Annotated in this window: 14 protein-coding genes; all 14 read right to left on the bottom strand. The window is 43.1% G+C overall.

Annotation, left to right across the window (positions count from 1 at the left end):
- Positions 1 to 37 precede the first annotated feature (37 nt).
- Positions 38 to 667 carry a deoxynucleoside kinase gene (locus HY960_07320; GenBank protein MBI5215548.1) on the bottom strand — a complete coding sequence of 210 codons (630 nt, stop codon included), beginning with the start codon at positions 665 to 667 and terminating at the stop codon, positions 38 to 40.
- Between the two features lie 111 nt (positions 668 to 778).
- Positions 779 to 2,023 (bottom strand): T9SS type A sorting domain-containing protein, encoded by a 1,245-nt coding sequence (locus HY960_07315; GenBank protein ID MBI5215547.1) that lies wholly within the window; start codon positions 2,021 to 2,023, stop codon positions 779 to 781.
- Positions 2,024 to 2,203: 180 nt separating this feature from the next.
- On the bottom strand, positions 2,204 to 2,830 hold the full coding sequence (locus HY960_07310; GenBank protein MBI5215546.1) for a response regulator transcription factor: 627 nt from the start codon (positions 2,828 to 2,830) through the stop codon (positions 2,204 to 2,206).
- A 131-nt stretch (positions 2,831 to 2,961) separates the two neighbouring features.
- The gene (locus tag HY960_07305; GenBank protein MBI5215545.1) at positions 2,962 to 6,060 is read right to left on the bottom strand and encodes a hypothetical protein; all 3,099 of its coding nucleotides are present in this window, start codon (positions 6,058 to 6,060) and stop codon (positions 2,962 to 2,964) included.
- A gap of 8 nt (positions 6,061 to 6,068) precedes the next feature.
- Positions 6,069 to 7,304: a CoA transferase gene (locus HY960_07300; protein MBI5215544.1), complete on the bottom strand. Its 1,236-nt coding sequence runs from the start codon at positions 7,302 to 7,304 to the stop codon at positions 6,069 to 6,071.
- Between the two features lie 118 nt (positions 7,305 to 7,422).
- Entirely contained in the window at positions 7,423 to 7,839 is a 417-nt protein-coding gene (locus HY960_07295; protein MBI5215543.1) for a hypothetical protein, read from the bottom strand.
- A gap of 74 nt (positions 7,840 to 7,913) precedes the next feature.
- Entirely contained in the window at positions 7,914 to 9,923 is a 2,010-nt protein-coding gene (gene recQ / locus HY960_07290; protein ID MBI5215542.1) for a DNA helicase RecQ, read from the bottom strand.
- Between the two features lie 19 nt (positions 9,924 to 9,942).
- A complete protein-coding gene (locus HY960_07285) occupies positions 9,943 to 10,302 on the bottom strand; it encodes a DUF5615 family PIN-like protein (protein MBI5215541.1) in 360 nt (119 codons plus the stop codon).
- A 20-nt stretch (positions 10,303 to 10,322) separates the two neighbouring features.
- Positions 10,323 to 10,559, bottom strand: a complete 237-nt coding sequence (locus HY960_07280; protein ID MBI5215540.1) for a DUF433 domain-containing protein — start codon at positions 10,557 to 10,559, stop codon at positions 10,323 to 10,325.
- A gap of 79 nt (positions 10,560 to 10,638) precedes the next feature.
- Positions 10,639 to 12,051: an NCS1 family nucleobase:cation symporter-1 gene (locus HY960_07275; GenBank protein MBI5215539.1), complete on the bottom strand. Its 1,413-nt coding sequence runs from the start codon at positions 12,049 to 12,051 to the stop codon at positions 10,639 to 10,641.
- A 25-nt stretch (positions 12,052 to 12,076) separates the two neighbouring features.
- Positions 12,077 to 14,032 carry a tetratricopeptide repeat protein gene (locus HY960_07270; GenBank protein MBI5215538.1) on the bottom strand — a complete coding sequence of 652 codons (1,956 nt, stop codon included), beginning with the start codon at positions 14,030 to 14,032 and terminating at the stop codon, positions 12,077 to 12,079.
- Between the two features lies 1 nt (position 14,033).
- A complete protein-coding gene (locus HY960_07265; GenBank protein ID MBI5215537.1) occupies positions 14,034 to 15,932 on the bottom strand; it encodes a tetratricopeptide repeat protein in 1,899 nt (632 codons plus the stop codon).
- A gap of 217 nt (positions 15,933 to 16,149) precedes the next feature.
- Positions 16,150 to 16,905 carry a hypothetical protein gene (locus HY960_07260; protein ID MBI5215536.1) on the bottom strand — a complete coding sequence of 252 codons (756 nt, stop codon included), beginning with the start codon at positions 16,903 to 16,905 and terminating at the stop codon, positions 16,150 to 16,152.
- A gap of 59 nt (positions 16,906 to 16,964) precedes the next feature.
- Complete coding sequence (gene hydA, locus HY960_07255; GenBank protein MBI5215535.1) at positions 16,965 to 18,350, bottom strand: dihydropyrimidinase; 1,386 nt, start codon at positions 18,348 to 18,350, stop codon at positions 16,965 to 16,967.
- Positions 18,351 to 18,388: the final 38 nt, after the last annotated feature.

Below are 18,388 nucleotides of genomic sequence, written 5' to 3'. Positions count from 1 at the left end.
TCCTTTAACAGGAAACTGTAAACCGGAAACAGGAACCTTACTCTTTCTTCGAGTATCCTAGCTCCATCAATTTGCTCTGAATGAGAAGAAGAACCCGGTTGAAATCTCCCCGCTCATGGACAAAATCAACCTCATCGGAAGGAATAATAAGAAGAGGACCACTCTTATAATTTGAAATCCATTCCTTGTAATGTTCATCCAACTGTTCAAGATAGGAGCGGGGAATGGATTGTTCGTACTCTCTTCCGCGCCGGGAAATTTGCGTGAGGAGCGTTTCAATTCTCGCTTCAAGATAGATTAACAAATCGGGCGGCTTAAGATATTGCATCATCACCTTGAACAACTCGACATAGTTCGTGTAATCACGCTTATCCATTTTCCCGATGAGGTGAAGATTGCGCGCAAAGATTTCCGCATCTTCATAAATCGAACGGTCTTGAATCGAACTTTCGGGAGATTCGACAATCTTCTTATGGTCATTGAATCGTTTGGAGAGAAAATAAACTTGCAAGTTGAACGACCAGCGATTCATATCTCCGTAAAAATCCGAGAGGTACGGATTATCATCCACCGATTCGAAGTACGTTTTCCAATTGTAGTAATTTCCCAGCATTCTGGTAAGAGAAGATTTTCCGGAACCGATATTTCCGGCAACAGCAACAAACATTTTTGAACTCATAGCGGGGAGAATATAGAGGAAACTTCCGTGAGAGACAAAAAGAAAAGCCAATTCTCACTTATGAACCGGCTTCACATCTTTCAATTTTTTACACGACCTTTACTTTATGAGAACCATCGGTTTTGTTTTCTCAACATCGGCAGTTTGAAGTTTGTAATAGTACATTCCGCTCGGTTGAGCAGAAGCATCCCACGTGACCGAATACATACCCGGATGAAGTTCTTCGTTGACAAGCGTTGCTACTTCTCTCCCCAAAACATCAAACACCTTCATCGTCACCAATCCGAAATTGGCAATTCGAAATCCAAAATTCGTTGTCGGGTTGAATGGATTCGGATAGTTTTGAAGCAGAGAAACAGTGGAGGGAATTATACTGTTTCTGTCTTCAGTTATTGCAGTAACATTTTCTGAACTCTTGAATAATCCATTATACGTTCCGGCAAACAGATGTCCGTTTGAAAGAGACAGAGTTAATATTCCCCGAGTTGGTAATCCCGTGTTGATGCTATCCCATGTCGCGCCATTGTCTGCCGATTTGAAAATACCGTTAGCATCGGTTGCAGCATAAATTTTTCCGTTTACAAAAATAGCTCCTGACGTGTTGATTGATTGTCCGGCTAAACCATAGTGCGTCCATGTTCCGCCGTTGTCTGTTGAGCGATAAAAACCATTAGGATTAGGAGCGTTCGGGTCATATCTGCTTCCGGCATAAATGTAACCATTGTTGTCAACTGAAAGAGAATAAATACGCACCGACGTCGTCAAACTGGTTTGCGTCCACGAGTCACCGTTATCTGTTGATGTAAAGACACCGTTGCTTCCTTTCACTCCGGTAAACAGAATTCCGGAAGAAGTGACAGCAAGCGAACCGATATTCAAATTTGTTAGGCCGGAATTAACTTGTGTCCAGCTATCTCCGTTATTTGTCGAACGAAAGATTCCGTTACTGACCGAGCCGATAAATAAAGTTCCGGAAGGACTCATTGTGGGCCACCGTGCTTCAGTGCCCGAAAATCCCGTGTTAATTGCAGACCACGTTGCTCCGTCGTCGGTCGAGCGAATCATTCCCGAACCATTTGTAGCAATAAAAATATTCCCTATGGTTGTTGCCAATCCACCGTTAAAATATGTACCGCTTGGTAGAGTGAGGAGAGAATCCCACGTAGTGGCATAATCGAGAGTTCGATAAAGCGATACACCATTGGTGAAGTACAAATATCCGTCTCTGCCTGCAAATGCACCGGCGCCGGTGGTAACGGAAGTTGCTTGCCAGAAATCCTGGGCATTCAGGGAAATAAAATTTATCAAAATAAAAATGAACAAGCGATGAACTAATTTTTCCATAATAACTTTGTGATGATAAAATTTGGTAAAAAATTTTACTCACAATATAGAACGGGGGACGCTTGCTATCAATAGCATATTAGTAGTAATTTTTCTCTTATGTGATAGGCAATAGGTTCCAGGGCGACACAACGTGTCTCGTAATAAAAAACTTACCTACCCCCTATGACCGAAAACCAATCACCTATTAAGGAACTTGAGAACTGCTTCTGTGCGCGAGCGGACTTGCAACTTTTCGTAGATGTTTCTGAGATGTGTTCGAACCGTTTCGATGCTGATGAAAAGCATTTCAGCTATCTCTTTGTAACGGTAGCCTTTGGCAAGCAGAGAAAGAATTTCGTGTTCACGCGATGTAAGGTTTTCAGTTTCCTTGGAGGAAGTCCCCAATTTTTGAAATGATTGAACAACTTTACGCGCAATCTGGCTCGACATCGGCGAACCGCCGTTGTGCAAATCCTGAATTGCCTCAAGAAATTTCGTTGGCGGAGTTTTTTTTAAGATGTAACCGCTTGCCCCCGCAAGAAGCGAGTCAAAAATGCGTTCGTCATCCTCGTAAATGGTTTGCATCATAATTTGCAGTTTAGGAAGCTTCGCTTTGAGTTGTCGAACGCACTCAATCCCTGACATCCCGGGAAGTTGAATATCCATCATAACAACATCAGGGTCATCGCTCTCAATTTTCCTCAATGCTTCTTCCGCTGTCGGATATGCCGCAACGCACTCAAATCCCTCCGAGCCATTGATAAGCACGGTTAATCCCTCCCGAATTTCTTTGTTATCTTCAACGAGAGCAACTGTTATCGGCATGATTTAAGATAGATGATTTTCCGATGGTAATCAATCACACGAAAGTAGTATTTCACCTGATTGCGGATTTCGAATTGTTAATTTCGGATCGTTGATGATAAACAAAAACGGGAAACTGAAAACCAGCAACACTAACTTTCATGCACATTCAACTTAAAGTGAACCTGCACAATCGTTCCAACATGTGGAATAGATTCAATGGTAAATGTCCCTCCGATGCTTTCCATTCTTCGTTTCATGTTACTCAATCCATTGCTGAAAACGGAAATTTCTTTTATACAAAATCCCTTGCCATTATCCTGAATGACGATGGAAAACGTGTCAACTGTTGAACTGAACCGAAGATGAACTTCACCCGCTTGCGCGTGTTTCATAATATTGTTGAGCGATTCTTTCACCACAAGAAATATATTTCTTCGATGTTCACCGGAGAGAGTTACAACCGGAATCGTATCAGGAATGGAAAACAGGCAACGGGTTTCCGTTCCTTCAAATAAACCAGCCGCGTATTCGCGAATAAATGAAATGAGATTATCAAGACTGTCATTCTTCGGGTTGATTGCCCAGACAATTTCACTGATGCTATCAACGACGCCGCGGGCGGTGTTGGATATTTTCTGGAGATGGCGTTCCGACGCAGAACGGTCATCTAACTCGCGGCGCGCAATTTCACTCAGGATTGCAATCTGTGTGAGACTTGCGCCAATTTCGTCGTGCATATCCTGAGAGATGCGCGCACGCTCGCGTTCCATCTCTCGCTCTCGCTCAAGGAATTCTACCCGACGGCGGACTTTTCTCATCTCGAAAAACCGAATTGTTCCGCCGACAGAAATCAATGCTACGATTCCTGTCAAACTCAAAAACCACCACGTTCTCCAAAACGGTGGGACAACCACCACGGTGATTGCAAATCCTTCTTCATTCCAAACACCATCGTTGTTGGAACCTTTCACCCGGAACACATACTCACCCGGGTCGAGATGCGTGTAGCGGACTTCACGCCGAGTTCCGCTGTACACCCAGTTCTGTTCAAATCCTTCGAGAATGTACGCATACTGATTTTTCTCCGGGTTTGAATATTCGAGTGCGGCAAACCGAAGAGAGAATATCCCCTCTTCATACTCAAGCACGATGGAATTCATCGTTGATATTTCTCCATTCATTTCAACCGGCAAATCAAGTTTCTTGTAGCCGGTCAAAACGATATTGGGCAACGAAGGATTATCTCTCACAGAATCGGGATGAAAAACATTCATGCCGTTGATTCCGCCGAAGTACATTTCGCCGCTTCTATTTTTGAAACACGCACCGGAATTAAATTCGTTCGATTGTAGTCCGTCTTCCACACCATAGTTTCTGAATTGTTTTGTGGTCGGATTGAATTTCGAAATGCCTTTGTTCGTACTAAGCCAGAGATTTCCACTTCCGTCTTCAAGAATTCCATAGATGTAGGCGCTCGGCAATCCATCTTCCTCAAAGTAGCGCGTGAATGTGCTCGTCCCCTGTTCGAACGTATTCAATCCGTGCCCGGTTCCAATCCACAACAATCCGTCTCGTGATTCATAAATCACTTTCACTCCATTATGACTCAACGAACTGAGATTATTTTTATCATGAACAAAAGTTGTGCATTGTTCACTTGTGGGGTCGTATCTGTTCAAACCACCATCGTATGTTCCAAACCAGAGAATGCCATGCGAATCTTCAAACAAGCAAACGATAGTCGCCCCCTTCATCGAAGGGTAACGCTCTTGCGTAAACACTACAGGCGTAAGTTCGTTAGTCTCTCTCCGGTATTTGTATAAATTCGATATCACGGTTGCCCAGAGCCAACCGTGGGTCGAAGGAAGCAGATGAATAGTTTTCTTGTTTGGCATACCTTCACCATAGGAGAAAAATATTACCTCTTCTGTTCGTTCGTCGAAACGTGCCAGTCCGCGTTCCGTTCCGAAGAAAATTGTTCCGGCTGCATCCTCGGTCACAGCATACACTGTTTCCCCTTTTCCGGTTGTTGTGTTCGTTGTGTTCAAATATTGTTTGAAAGTATCATCCCTTTTGTCCCACATCGTCAATCCATATTCGTATGTTCCAATCCAGACGCGTTGCCGCCTGTCTTCATAGATTGATTTCAGAAAGTTTCCGCTGAGAGAATTTCTATTACTCGCATCAGAAAACAGATGTTTGAATTTCCTCGGACGCGGGTCATACTTATACACTCCATCGCCGTCGGTTCCAATCCAGAGTAATCCTGAACGGTCTTCCATGATGTATCGGTTATCGTAGGTTGTAAGCAATTCGGAATATCCATCAGCATCGAGAAGCCGCGAGAATTTCTCAGTTTGAATATCGTACTTCAGTACTCCGCTCTTCTTCGTTCCTATCCATAATGTATTCTTCCCATCATACAATAAGGAAGAAACAAACAGTTCGTTCGAGGGAACATCAGAATAATTGTTGATGCTGATTTGTTGAACATCCTCCGTGTTCTGTTTCATGCGGAACAAACCCTTGCCCATCGTAGCGAACCAAATATCGCCTTCCCGGGTCTCTGCTATAGCGCTAACGTAAGACTGATTTCCAAGTAGTGAGTTCAGAGTTGAGGAAAGACATCGAAGTGAACCGGATTTTTCCAGAACATCAACGCCATCAAGTTTTCCCATCCAAATATTTCCCTTTTTATCCTCGAAGAGCGATTTCACAGACTGATGTTCAATCATCTGCCGATGAGTTGTTGGAAATACATAGGGTTCAAATAACTTCTTGTCCGTATTGAATTGTAATAACCTGAGATAACTGCTCGCCCAAATTGTTCCCCTCGAATCCTGAAACAATGATTCAACATTTTTCAAATCATAAAAGGAAAATTTTCCTGTGCGGGGTTCATACTTATTCAATCCATCGTTTGTTCCAATCCACAAATTCCCGTCGTTATCTTCCATAAGAGACCGAATGGTATTATCGGAGAGGGAGTTTTTGTCAGATTGATGATGACGATACACAGTTATTTCGTATCCGTCATATTTGTTCAATCCATCACCGGTGCCGAACCAGAGAAATCCTTGCCTGTCTTGAAGAATACAATAGACGGAACTTTGTGAAAGCCCCTCCTCGACAGTTATATGTTGAAGAAACGGTTCACGGAGTTGGGCTGTTGAAACATTCAAAAGAAGGAAAGCACAGAGCAATATGTTGAACAAATATCTATCTCTGTGCTGTTGTAGCAGGTTCATTGCCGAATTCAAATTATTTTGTGTCGCTTCAACTCGTTAATGTCGGAGTCAGAATATCCAAGCAACCCCAATACTTCATTCGTGTGCTGACTTAACAACGGCGGCGGTGAAAACTTCGTGCGCTTGATGTCCTTCGTGGTTGATAATTTGATGGGATTACCAACCATCTTCAAAGTTCCGATAGCCGGGTGTTTCACTGCTACAACCATCTCACGTTCGGCTACCGTTTCCATTTGCAACGCTTCCGAAAGTGAATTGATATTTCCCACCGGAACATCTGCCTTTAATAAAATCTTCAGCCACTCACTCCTCTTTTTTGATTTCATGATGGGAACAAGAATGTTCTCTAACGCTTCGCGGTTCTCAACCCGTTTCGAGTTGGTTGCAAATTGTTCATGTTGGATTAAATCATCTCGCTTGATCGCTGTACAAAAATTCTTCCAGTGAGATTCGCTTCCCACGGCTACGTTGATGAATCCGTCTTTCGTCTCAAACGTTTCGTACGGCGTAATAGTCGGATGGCGATTTCCTTTGCGTGTCACTTTTCTGTCTGATGAAAGTGCAATTTGCGATTGATACGCGAACAGCGAAAGCAAACCATCGAGCAAACTAATATCAACTTGCTGACCTTTCCCTGTTCGTTCTCGATGAAATAATGCAAGCAGAATTCCTTCGAACGCAAGTGTTCCCGCCGTAACATCGGCGAGAGAAATTCCTGCTTTTGTCGGCGCTCCGTTAGGAAATCCCGTTACATCCATCAATCCCGATTCGCCCTGCACAATCAAATCGTAGCTCGGTTGATGGCTGCGACTGCTCGTCTGTCCGTAGCCGGAAATCGAACAATACACAAGTCTCGGATTTAACTTTTTTGCTTTTGCGTAATCAAATCCCAAACTCTCCATCACTCCCGCACGGAAATTTTCCACCAACACATCACACGACTTGATGAGCTTTGTGAGAATTTCTTTTCCTTCCTTCGCTTTCAAATCAAGTGTAACGCTTTTCTTGTTCCGGTTGACACTGAGAAAATACGCGCTCTCACCTTTCACGAACGGCGGTCCCCACGAACGAGTGTCGTCCCCTTTCCCCGGTTGTTCAATCTTGATGACTTCCGCACCCATGTCACCCAACTTCATAGTGCAGAAAGGACCGGAAAGGATTCGCGTTAAATCGAGAACCTTAATTCCTTGTAAAGGTGAGTCGTGAGTGGTGAGTCGTGAGTGGTGAGTCTTTTGTTTATTCATGATTCATGACTTGAGATGTAAGATTTAGCAATATATTTTTGAAACAAAGAAATACATACAATATGAAAGGAATGATTGAAACTAAATGATTCACGAATCACTAATCACCAATCACAAATCACGGTAGTTTCGCTCCTCGTGCGCTCATCCACGGACGCACTTCCGCTTTCAGTCTTCCTGCTTTCACAGCCGGGTCGGTCTGACAAAGCGAGTCCGCTTCTTCCTTCGAACTGCAATCCATGATGAAGATTCCGCGAACGTCTCCTTCATCTAAGAACGGTCCGGCGATGGCAATCTTTCCTAACTCTGCAAGTCGTCCGATGTTCGCAAGGTGTCCTTCCTGAATCTTCGCCGCCGTCACTGAGTCCTGGTCACGATTCGGTCCCTTTTTCAGGAAAACCATGTAGTAAGTTTTCATGTCGTACTTCTTTTCGGGAGATTTATTTTTTGATGAATCATCGTGCTGGGCTATACAGACTTGACTTGAAAATGAAATCAAAATGAGAACAAACAAAGAGAGAAATATTTTAGTCATGGTTTAGAGATATTAATAATTTGTATACAACGATAGGACACGCATTCTTGCATGTCCTCGTGAATGTAAGAAATTTACTGAGAATAATTCTCGTCTTCAATCAATCCTAACTTGACCAAGCGGGAACGGATTCCACCTTCTCTTCTTTGCAACAGTATCGAAAGTTCGGCTATGGATTTCCCATTAGAATATTCCCGAACAAGTAACTGCTCGTCTTCTTCTGTCCACTTCGTCCCCATCTTTGCATACTCACTAGTATCAGCAGAGAAATAATCACGCTCATGTTTATCAACTGTAACATTGTCATACGGTTGAATATGATTCTGAATTTCTTCAAGAAAGATATTTCCGTAGCGCCGCAATTTCACCTGCCCCATTCCTGTAATAGTGCTGAGTTCAGCTACCTCGGTCGGCTTTTTGCTTGCGAGTTCTTTCAACGTTGCATCGGAAAAAATGAGATATGGCGGAACGTTTTCCCGCACGGCAAGTTCTTTCCGCAACCGACGGAGACTTTCGAACAACTCTCTGTCAATTATTCCTTCATCTTTTTTCTCATACACTATTTTCTCTGCGTGATGTTTCGTCAGAAGAACTTTCTCTCCTCTCAGAACTCTCATGCTCGTCTCGTTCAATTTGAGAATCGGATACGGTTCTTGCTGAACGGTAATCACTTCCAAACTTGTCAGTTCACGAATAAATCTCTGCCATTCAGTTTTTGAATATTCTTTCCCAACTCCGAATGTTTTAATTTCCCCATGACGGTTCTGTAATATTTTGTCCGTCGGATTTCCAAGCAGGACATCTACAATGTAATTCATCCCGAAGCGTTCACCCGTACGAGTAATGCACGAAAGAATTTTCTGCGCGATGATTGTTCCGTCAATCATATCGCGGGTGTTCAGGCAGTTATCACAATTGCCGCAGTTGGGAACGGAATACTTTTCGCCGAAATAATTCAGGAGAATTTTTCTCCGGCAGATACGGCTTTCGGCATAGCGAACGAGTTCCTTCAACTTTGCGCTTGCAATTTCCCGTTCGTGCGCATCGGGCTTTAATTCAAGAAAGTGTTCAATTTTCACGGTATCACCATACCCGAAAAACAAAATGCAATCGCTCGGCAAACCATCTCTTCCGGCGCGCCCCGTCTCCTGATAATATCCTTCGATGTTCTTCGGCAGGTCATGATGAATCACAAATCGTACATTCGATTTATTAATACCCATCCCGAACGCAATCGTCGCGACAATAATATTCACATCATCATTAATGAACATTTCCTGATGCTTTGTTCTCGTTGTCGCATCAAGTCCTGCATGATACGGCAACGCCTTGTATCCGTCTTCTTTCAATTTCTCTGCAAGCGATTCCGTCCCTTTCCTGCTAAAGCAATAAATAATTCCCGAATCGTTTTTATGATTGTTGAGATACGTGAGCAGTTGTTGATAGGTCTGCTGTTTCGGCTGAACCTGATAAAACAGATTTTGCCGGTTGAAACTTGCAACGTACGTTTTCGGTTGCCGCAAATGAAGATGCGTGAGAATATCTTCGCGCACGGCGGGAACGGCTGTCGCGGTGAGCGCAACGACAGGAACCGATGGAAATTCCTTCCTCAGCACCGCCAGTTGACGGTAATCAGGTCGGAAATCATGCCCCCATTCCGAAATACAATGCGCTTCATCAATTGCAAAAAGACGGACGTTGAGTTGTTTGAGAAACGGTAAAAACGTTCCGAGTTTGATTCTCTCCGGCGCAACATACAGTAACTGAATATTCTTCGCCAGCAATTCCCTCCGCACCGATTCAATTTCTCCATCGTTCATCGAACTGTTGATGAGCGATGCGCGCACGCCGTTCCTCCGCAATCCGTCCACTTGGTCTTTCATCAGAGCGATGAGCGGAGAAATTACAACCGTAACTCCTTCACGCATGATTGCAGGCAGTTGATAGCACAACGATTTTCCTCCGCCCGTCGGCATCAGCACGAACACATCTTTATCGTTCAGCAGGTCGGAGATGATTTCTTCCTGCAACGGATGGAAAGATGTGTAGCCGAAATATTGGTGGAGAGTGGTGTGGAGATTCACTTGGGGGGATTCGAAATGTTCATTTTCTCTTGATACGCATTTTCCAATTATCAATAACGATTAGACAACCAGAAATATCTTGTCGAGAAAGTATCTTCAACTGATGTTCGAGAATCGGATGTAAAATATCTTCGGTCTGCGGAATCACCTTTAATCGTATCACACCGGGATGCGTACCGAGCGGAACTTCCTTAATGTCAGCAAAGTCACCATTATATGTGATGATAATTCGATCAAGTTCTTTTGCACGATTGAGTATTAATGGATCTTCAGCAGTGGAGAGTCCAAGTTCTCTTGTATCTGTAACATCATACCCGAGAGTACGAAGAAAGGAAGTCGTTAAGGGCGAAAGGTTTTGGTCAAGAAGAAGTCGTAACATCGCGATACGGACTTTGAATGCTATACTTGTAATAGTTGTACATCTTCATTTTGAATTGATTCAATCGAATATTCAATCGCGGCACGCACGTCGTCTTCCTGAAGTTCGGGGTAATACGTCAACACTTTAGGAATATCATAACCACCGGCGAAAAGACTCAAAATATTCGTAACCATAATCCGCGTGTTTCGAATACATGGTTTTCCGTGGCAAATATTTTCATTGATGGTAATTCTCTGTTGTAGTTCGTATGTCATATAGTGTTCCTTTCAAAAGAAAAATACAATTTGTTTTCAATTCAAACAATTAAAACCACTCTTCAGATAGAGCAGCTAATTACTTCCTCATCACCACCACATACACCACAAACGCAACTCCAAACCCGACAAACCACGCGTAATCATACAAGAAGCGAAGCGGCTCAACAAATAAACCGATGAGCGCAACCACAACGCCAGCCAACAATGCAACGATTGCTTTCGAGTTGAACCCGCGGGAATATTCATACTCGCCGTTGCGGAGATATAAATCTTTCAGGTTCATCTCGCGCTTACGAATGATGAAATAATCAGCAATCATTACTCCTGCGATGGGACCGAGAAAACTTGAGTAGCCAATCAACCAACCGAAAATGTATGTTCCGAAATCGGAGAGGAGTTTCCACGGCATCATCACAATTCCGATAACGGCGGTAATCATTCCTCCGGTTTTGAAACTGATTTTCTTCGGGAAAAGATTGGCAAAATCGTTCGCGGGCGAAACGACATTTGCCGCAATGTTCGTTGTCAGCGTTGCGACGAGAAGCGACAGCATCGAAAGAAGAATGATGATGGGATTGTCAAACTTAGCAAGAAGAACGACTGGGTCCCAAATAGCTTCCCCGAAAATGACAATCGTTGCAGAAGTAACAGCGACACCGATGAACGAGTAGAGCGTCATTGTCGGCGGTAGTCCGAGTGCTTGACCAAGCATTTGCGCCCGCTGACTTTTCGCGTAGCGGGAAAAATCAGGAATGTTAAGCGAAAGTGTTGCCCAAAATCCGACCATGCCGGTGAGGGACGGAACAAAGAATTTCCAGAACTCCCCCGCAGTTTGGAATTTACTTTGTTGAGAAAGAATCGGTCCCCAGCCGCCACCATTGACATACGCCCAGCCAAGCAATGCAAGTCCTACGACAATCAAGAATGGAGCGGCAAGCGCTTCGAGCCATCGGATGGACTCCGTTCCTTTCACAATAAAATAGACATTCATCGCCCAAAAAATTGCAAAACTTACCCATGGACCAATCATCAACTCTTTCCAAAATGGAAGGAGAACAACGAGCATCGCGTTGATTGCCTGTCCGCCAATCCACGTTTGAATTCCGAACCACCCGCACGCGACGATGGCGCGAAGTAACGCGGGGATGTTCGAGCCAAGCACACCGAACGACGCGCGTGCAAGAACAGGAAACGGAATTCCGTATTTCGTTCCCGCATGCGCGTTCAACACCATCGGGATGACAACGATGATGTTGCCGAGAGCGATGGTGAGAATTGCCTGCCACCAATTCATGCCACCTGCAATTAAACCGCTTGCAAGCATGTACGTTGGAATACAGACTGACATGCCAATCCACAGCGCGGCGATGTTGTACGTCGTCCACGTACGTTGCGAGATTTTTGTCGGCGCTATGTCTTCATTGACGAGCGGACTGTGCCGGATTTCTTCAACATTGATTTCGACTAAATCGTGATGTGATTGTTTCATGATTTCTCCTAAATAAAGAACCTGTTTATTGACTATGTTGTAATGTTTGTTTTGCTAATGTATTCCCGAGTTGCGAAGCCATCTCATAACATTTTTTTGCTAATGAACTTTTCCGCACATCACTATACGCATTTCCAAGATTATAGTACGCATCGCCGTACGTTGAATCCAACTCAACCGCACGAAGGAAATTTTGTATTGCCAATCCGGTGCTTTCCTGAACTGCATAGACGCTTCCTAAATTATTGTACGCCCGTGCAAACTGCGGCGTAAGTTCCGTCGCACGAATGTAAAATCCTTTTGCTTGTTCAGTTTGTTCTTTTTCAAATAAATAATTTCCTGCCTCAATGCAAAGTTTTGAAAACTCTTCGGAGGTCTGCTGCCGCAGAGAATCCACCCAAAGCCACGTCTCATATACCTCTTTCATCGCCGTGTAATCATTCTTATCCACGACCTTAATGTTCTGAATGATATTCAAATATCCCCGGCGGTCGTACGGAAACTTTTTCGAGTATTCTTTCCACACATCAATTGCAGGCGGATGATTGTTCATTTGATGATAATACATAGCGAGGTGAAGCGACGTAGCATAATGTCCAAGTTGAGAAACAGTTCTTGTATCCAACAAAGTTTTCACACGGGTGATTGCCGGTTCGGTACTTGCGTTCATTGTAAACCATGCCGTTGAATGAAGCATGGTAATTCCGAGGAACATCAAAGCAACGTTCTTTTTATCGGACAAATCTGAATTGAAAAACATCAGACAAACAAGAATAATGAGAGTCGGGAAAAATGATGCGGCGACATCCCAATCTTTCGCAGCGCCCAAATCATATTTTGCAATAAACGTGAATAGTATAAGCGGGAGAACAATGGCAACCAGAAATACTACAACAGGAGATTTCCATTGGTTTGTTTGCCATCTGAACAGCAAGAGACCAAGCATGAACAATGATACAGGAGAAAGAAGAATGAACAGATTGAACCAATCAATGAAATGATATGGAGAAAACAATGTGTATGCCTGCGAGTACGATTCAAACACTTCCGTACTTTCTCCAACAGAGAGATAATGCTGATGCGGAACGTATGAAGAAAGATTTTCGATGTTGAAATCAGCAAGCCAGAGCGTGATGAAGACACCGATTGCTATCAACATCGTACCAACAGATATTTGTTTGAGACCGCGTTCTTTCCACTCCCGAATCATCAGAAACAAGAATGACGGGAGCAACAACACAGAAAGATAGTGCACAACACATGCAAAGAAGAGGCAAAGTGAAACCCAAACAAAATCTATCTTTTTCCTGAGAAACAATATTGCACAAAGTACATACAGCGAAACGACTGCAAGTACAACCGAGTACGTTTCAACATATCCGAAAAACAATTGCATGTACGATGCGGTAGAGACGAACAACAATGAAATCAGTTGAGTCGTGGAATCTTCAAACAGATTCCGGACAATAAAAAACGAACAGGTAAGAAAGACGAACCCGCTGACTACACATGCGAGCCAGAACGAAAAGAGAAAAGCATCAAACGAACTTGTGCCAAACAAAAGTGAAAAGCCGTAGTAATAATACGTTGCAAGCGGTTCGTTCCTCAGATACAGCGGAGATATTCCGCGCATCGCTTCTGAAAAATTTCGTACGAGAAAAAAACCATCGCCAAGCAACGGCGCTTTGATTTTGAAAATAGCCGAAACGAGTAGAAAGATTCCTAAAGAGATAAAGAGAAATCTCCATGGATGCTTCTTCATAAACAGCGCTACTTTTTCAAGAAAGTTCTCCGCTTTCCCTTTCACCGTGAATGTAATCAAAAGAAACGCTCCGAGGAGATACGCCGCAAAAATAAAATCAGGAAGGAAACCGAGCGAATGAAATCCCCAGTTCAGGCTTGCCGGAAATAAATATCCGGCAACAAAAAACAGAACAAGCAACATTGTTGCCAGCATACCTGCAAGCATTGGTTTCGTCATGTTACCAACTCTCTCCCGAAGCGCGCAAAACATATTGTGCGCTCATACTTCCCATTCTTGCCGCTTGCTTCAAGAATACAAGCGCTTGGATTTGGTTGCCCTTTTGATAGTACGCACGACTCATATTCTCGTATGCGTTTACATACTTGGAGTCAATGCTGATAACTCTTTGATAATACACAATGGCTGAATCGAACGCATTCTTTTGTGCAAATGCGTTCGCCATGTTTTGAAACGCGAGAACATAATCAGGTTTGATGTTCACCGCCTTTCGACAAAAAACAATTGTACTGTCAGGCAGTTGCATATCAAGATAGAGGATGCCGAGATTGTTGTACGCGGCAACGAGTTCACGGTTCAATGCAATCGCCTTCCGGAATTGCATTTCCGCAATCTCCTTTTTTCCGACACGATAGTTCAATAATCCCCGTTCGGAAAGGAAGTTCGCGTATTCAATTGTACCATCATTCTTCAACGAATCGGTTTTCACCCATTGTTCAAACGCGGCGGTCGTTAGCGAATCGTATGTGGGTCCGCCTTCATAATATGATTTGGCAAGATTTTTTAACCCTCGCCAATCGTTCGGAACATTCGTTGTGTATCGCGTCCACACATCAATTTGTTTATCGAGCATTTTGTGTTTGTGATAATACATCGAACGATGAAACTGCGATTGATACATTCCGCTCGGAGAAGTGATGCGTGAATCAATCAACGCTTCCGTCCGTTGCAACGTTGCTTCAGCGTTTGCATTGACAAGGAACCACGGCATCGAAGTCAGCAGCGAAACAATTGTGAACAACGCAACGATGGTAATTTTGTTTAAGTATTCTGTTTGAAAAAATATCAAAAGAGCAAAGAGGTTGAAGAGAAAAAAGTATGGCGCAGGCACATCCCAGTCTTTCGGAAATCCGAGGTCAAACTTCACTAAGGCAATAAATCCAAGAACAGGGATTATTGCTGACAAGAAAAAAATATTTATTTCACTTTTGAAGATGTTTAGACGTTCTTTCATCAAACCGACCGCGAAAAGAAATGTTGCCGAAGCGCCAAGCATGACAAAGAGATTGACCAAATCAAGTACATGAAACGGCGAAAATAATCCATATGCCTGAAACTCGTCTCCTTTGTCATGGGTGAGCGAAAGCCAGTGACTGTGTTCCGCCGCCGAAAAAAATCTTTGCACATCAAATCCGACAAGAGCAAAGACCACAACGATGAACACGCCGCAAAGGAGATAACCAACCGGAATCGTCCACTTTTTTCCATTCCGAAATTCCTGAACCGTTACAAAGAGAAGTGCAAAGGAAAGGATTACGTTTAAATAATTAGAAGTGAGAAGAAAGAGAAACGCCGGTGGTACAAAATAAAACGGCAATATTTTCTTCATTGATAAAACTGATACAAGTGTGAATAATGAAAGCGCAAACAACACGACCGAATACAATTCAACATAGCCGAAGAACAATTGCATATACGGCAGAGTCAGAAGAAAGCAGAAGATAACAAGTCGTGCCTTGGGTTCTTCAAATAAATGTTTAACAGTAAAAAAGGTATTCACGATGAATCCCCCGCCGAGCAACAGTTCACCGACAAGGAACGCATCCATTAACGCGGGGTAACTTGTCACATTCAACAACGATGCGATGATATAAAAATAGAAGAACGAAAGAGGGGAACGATGTAAATACAATTCATGGTCGCCGCTGAAGGTGAACTCATAATTATTGAGCAACACAAAGCTATCGCCGAGCAATGGAATGTTCACTCGAAGAAAAACTGCAAACAATACGAACAATCCAATTACAGCCGTAAGAAAGAGAAACGGTTTCCTCTCCATTAAACTTGAAACAATCTCTACCGGCTTGTCAAGATAATTTTTCCAGATGAGTAGAAGCACAAGGGGAGAGACAACAAGGAATGATATAAATATAAACGGCGGTAGAAATCCTAAGAAATGAAATCCCCAACTCAAGCTCACGGGATAGAAATATCCAGAGCAGTACATAGCCAACACCAAGAGGCTGAACACAAATGAATATTTGAACAAGTTACCGTTCATCGCCCCCCGAAGATAGAGAATAAATTGAATCAACTAAAACTTAGGTTCTATTTTATTATTTAAAATTGGGCCACTGTAATGGCTGTTGTGTAAGAAGTCCTCCAACTTTTACTCCTTCAGAATCATTATATTCAAAATTGGCGATGTTTGTGTCTGTTCCTATTATTGAATATCTGTCCCCATTATGAAACCAAATACAATTAACTGCTAATATGTATTTTTTAAAATTAGTTTGAAGTTGAATTTTTAAATTAGCTGACTCAATACATTTTAATAGCTCGTTGCGTTGACTCAATTCAATCTTATTAATATATCTTTCAAACCGTAAATAAGTAGTTTCTTCATATTTAAGGTGATTTATTAGGTCTTTATCATTAATTTTCTGAGGTACTCCCAGATCAAGAAATACTTTGTTTTCAGTATCATTAATAATATTAGCATTTTGGATAATTAACTCTTCTTCAGATAAGTTTTTTATGTGTAAAATAATTTGGTAAGTAGTTGCTCCTTCATATGGTACAACTATAGAATCTTTTCCTAAAGATGACTTAATAACAGAAAAATCATGTCCAAACATTGACCTTACCACTTTCATTTCCGGATCTGTTGCAAATTGAAGACGAGTCCACCCAAAGATCGAGTCAACGAATCCCCTCAACTCTGTTGAATACAACGATATCGTAATAGTAAAGAAAATGGAGATTATCCCAACCAAAACTTTATAAGCATGTTTGTTTTGATTCCTCTTTTCTAATTCTATTGGCACAGAGTTAGAATTATTAGGTTTTTTTACTTTTTTCTTTTTACTCACACTACCTCATCTTCATTTACCAGAAAATACTTATCTTCATGTAAATAGAAGCAGTAATTTTATTTCCACGCTCCTGCGAACACATCCCGTTTGATAAACTTTCCTCGACCGGCTTTACCAAACCATTTGCCTTTATCAGCAATAACTTCTCCGCGTGAAAGAATTGTTTCTGCGTTCCCTTTCACTTTAAATCCTTCAAACATAGAGTAATCAACACGCATGTGATGCGTTGACGCGGAAATTGTATGCTCGGTGTTTGGGTTCCAGATGACGAGGTCTGCGTCGCTTCCGATAGAAATCGTTCCTTTGCGCGGGTAGAGACCAAACATTTTGGCAGGTGCAGTCGAAACAATTTCCACCCAGCGATTCACCGAAATTCTTCCCAGATTGACACCGTGATGGAAAAGCAGTTGCAACCTGTTTTCCACTCCGGGCCCGCCGTTCGGAATTTTTGCAAAACTATCACGCCCTAATTCTTTCTGTTCTTTGAAACAGAACGGACAATGGTCAGTCGAAACAACTTGCAATGTATTTTTCTTGATTCCCGCCCAGAGTTTTTCCTGATGCCATTTTTCGCGTAGCGGCGGTGTGAAGACATACTTCGCACCTTCAAAATCCGGTCGCTCTAAATCTTCAATCGAAAGCAACAGATACTGCGGACATGTTTCCGCAAATGCGGGAATGCCGCGGTCACGCGCTTCGGCAACTTTTTCCAGCGCATCAGCAGAAGAAAGATGAACGATGTACACCGGCGCGCCTGCCATTTGTGCAAGAGCGATTGCCCGGTTCACCGCTTCTCCTTCCGCAGTTGTTGGTCGGGTGAGTGCGTGGTAAATCGGCGCTTTCTTTCCTTCAGCAATTGCTTTCTGCACGAACAAATCAATGACGCTTCCATTCTCGGCGTGCATACAGACAAGCGCACCGTTCTCCGCCGTCTTTTTCATCGCGCGGAAAATCGTTGCATCATCAACCATCAAGACACCGGGATACGCCATGAAGAGTTTGAAACTCGTCACTCCTTCCCGCACCATCTCGTTCATGTCTTCGAGATGCGCTTCGGGTAAATCAGTAACAATCATATGGAGACTGAAATCAATTGTCGAGATTTCTCCTTTCTTCCACCAAATGTCGAGCGCTTCGCGGATTTTTTGCCCTTTTGTTTGAATGGCAAAATCAATCAGGCATGTCGTTCCGCCAAATGCCGCGGCACGTGTGCCGGTTTCAAAATCATCGCTCGAAGTCGTTCCGCCGAACGGCATATCCATGTGCGTGTGAACATCAATCCCGCCGGGAATGACGTACTTCCCGCTTGCATCAATGACCGTGTCGGCTTTCATTTGGAGATTTGAGCCGATGGCAGTGATAGTTTCTTTTTCGATAAGAACATCCGCCGTGTAATCCTGCTCGGCAGTTATGATGCGTCCGTTACGAATGAGTGTTGACATACCTTGACCTTACTTAGTTTTGTTTGTTGTTTTTATTA

This window comes from Ignavibacteriota bacterium (assembly GCA_016212665.1).
Taxonomy (GTDB): domain Bacteria; phylum Bacteroidota; class Ignavibacteria; order UBA10030; family SZUA-254; genus FW602-bin19.
Note: the sequence above shows the minus strand (reverse complement) of the source record. Positions and strands in the feature narration are given on the sequence as shown.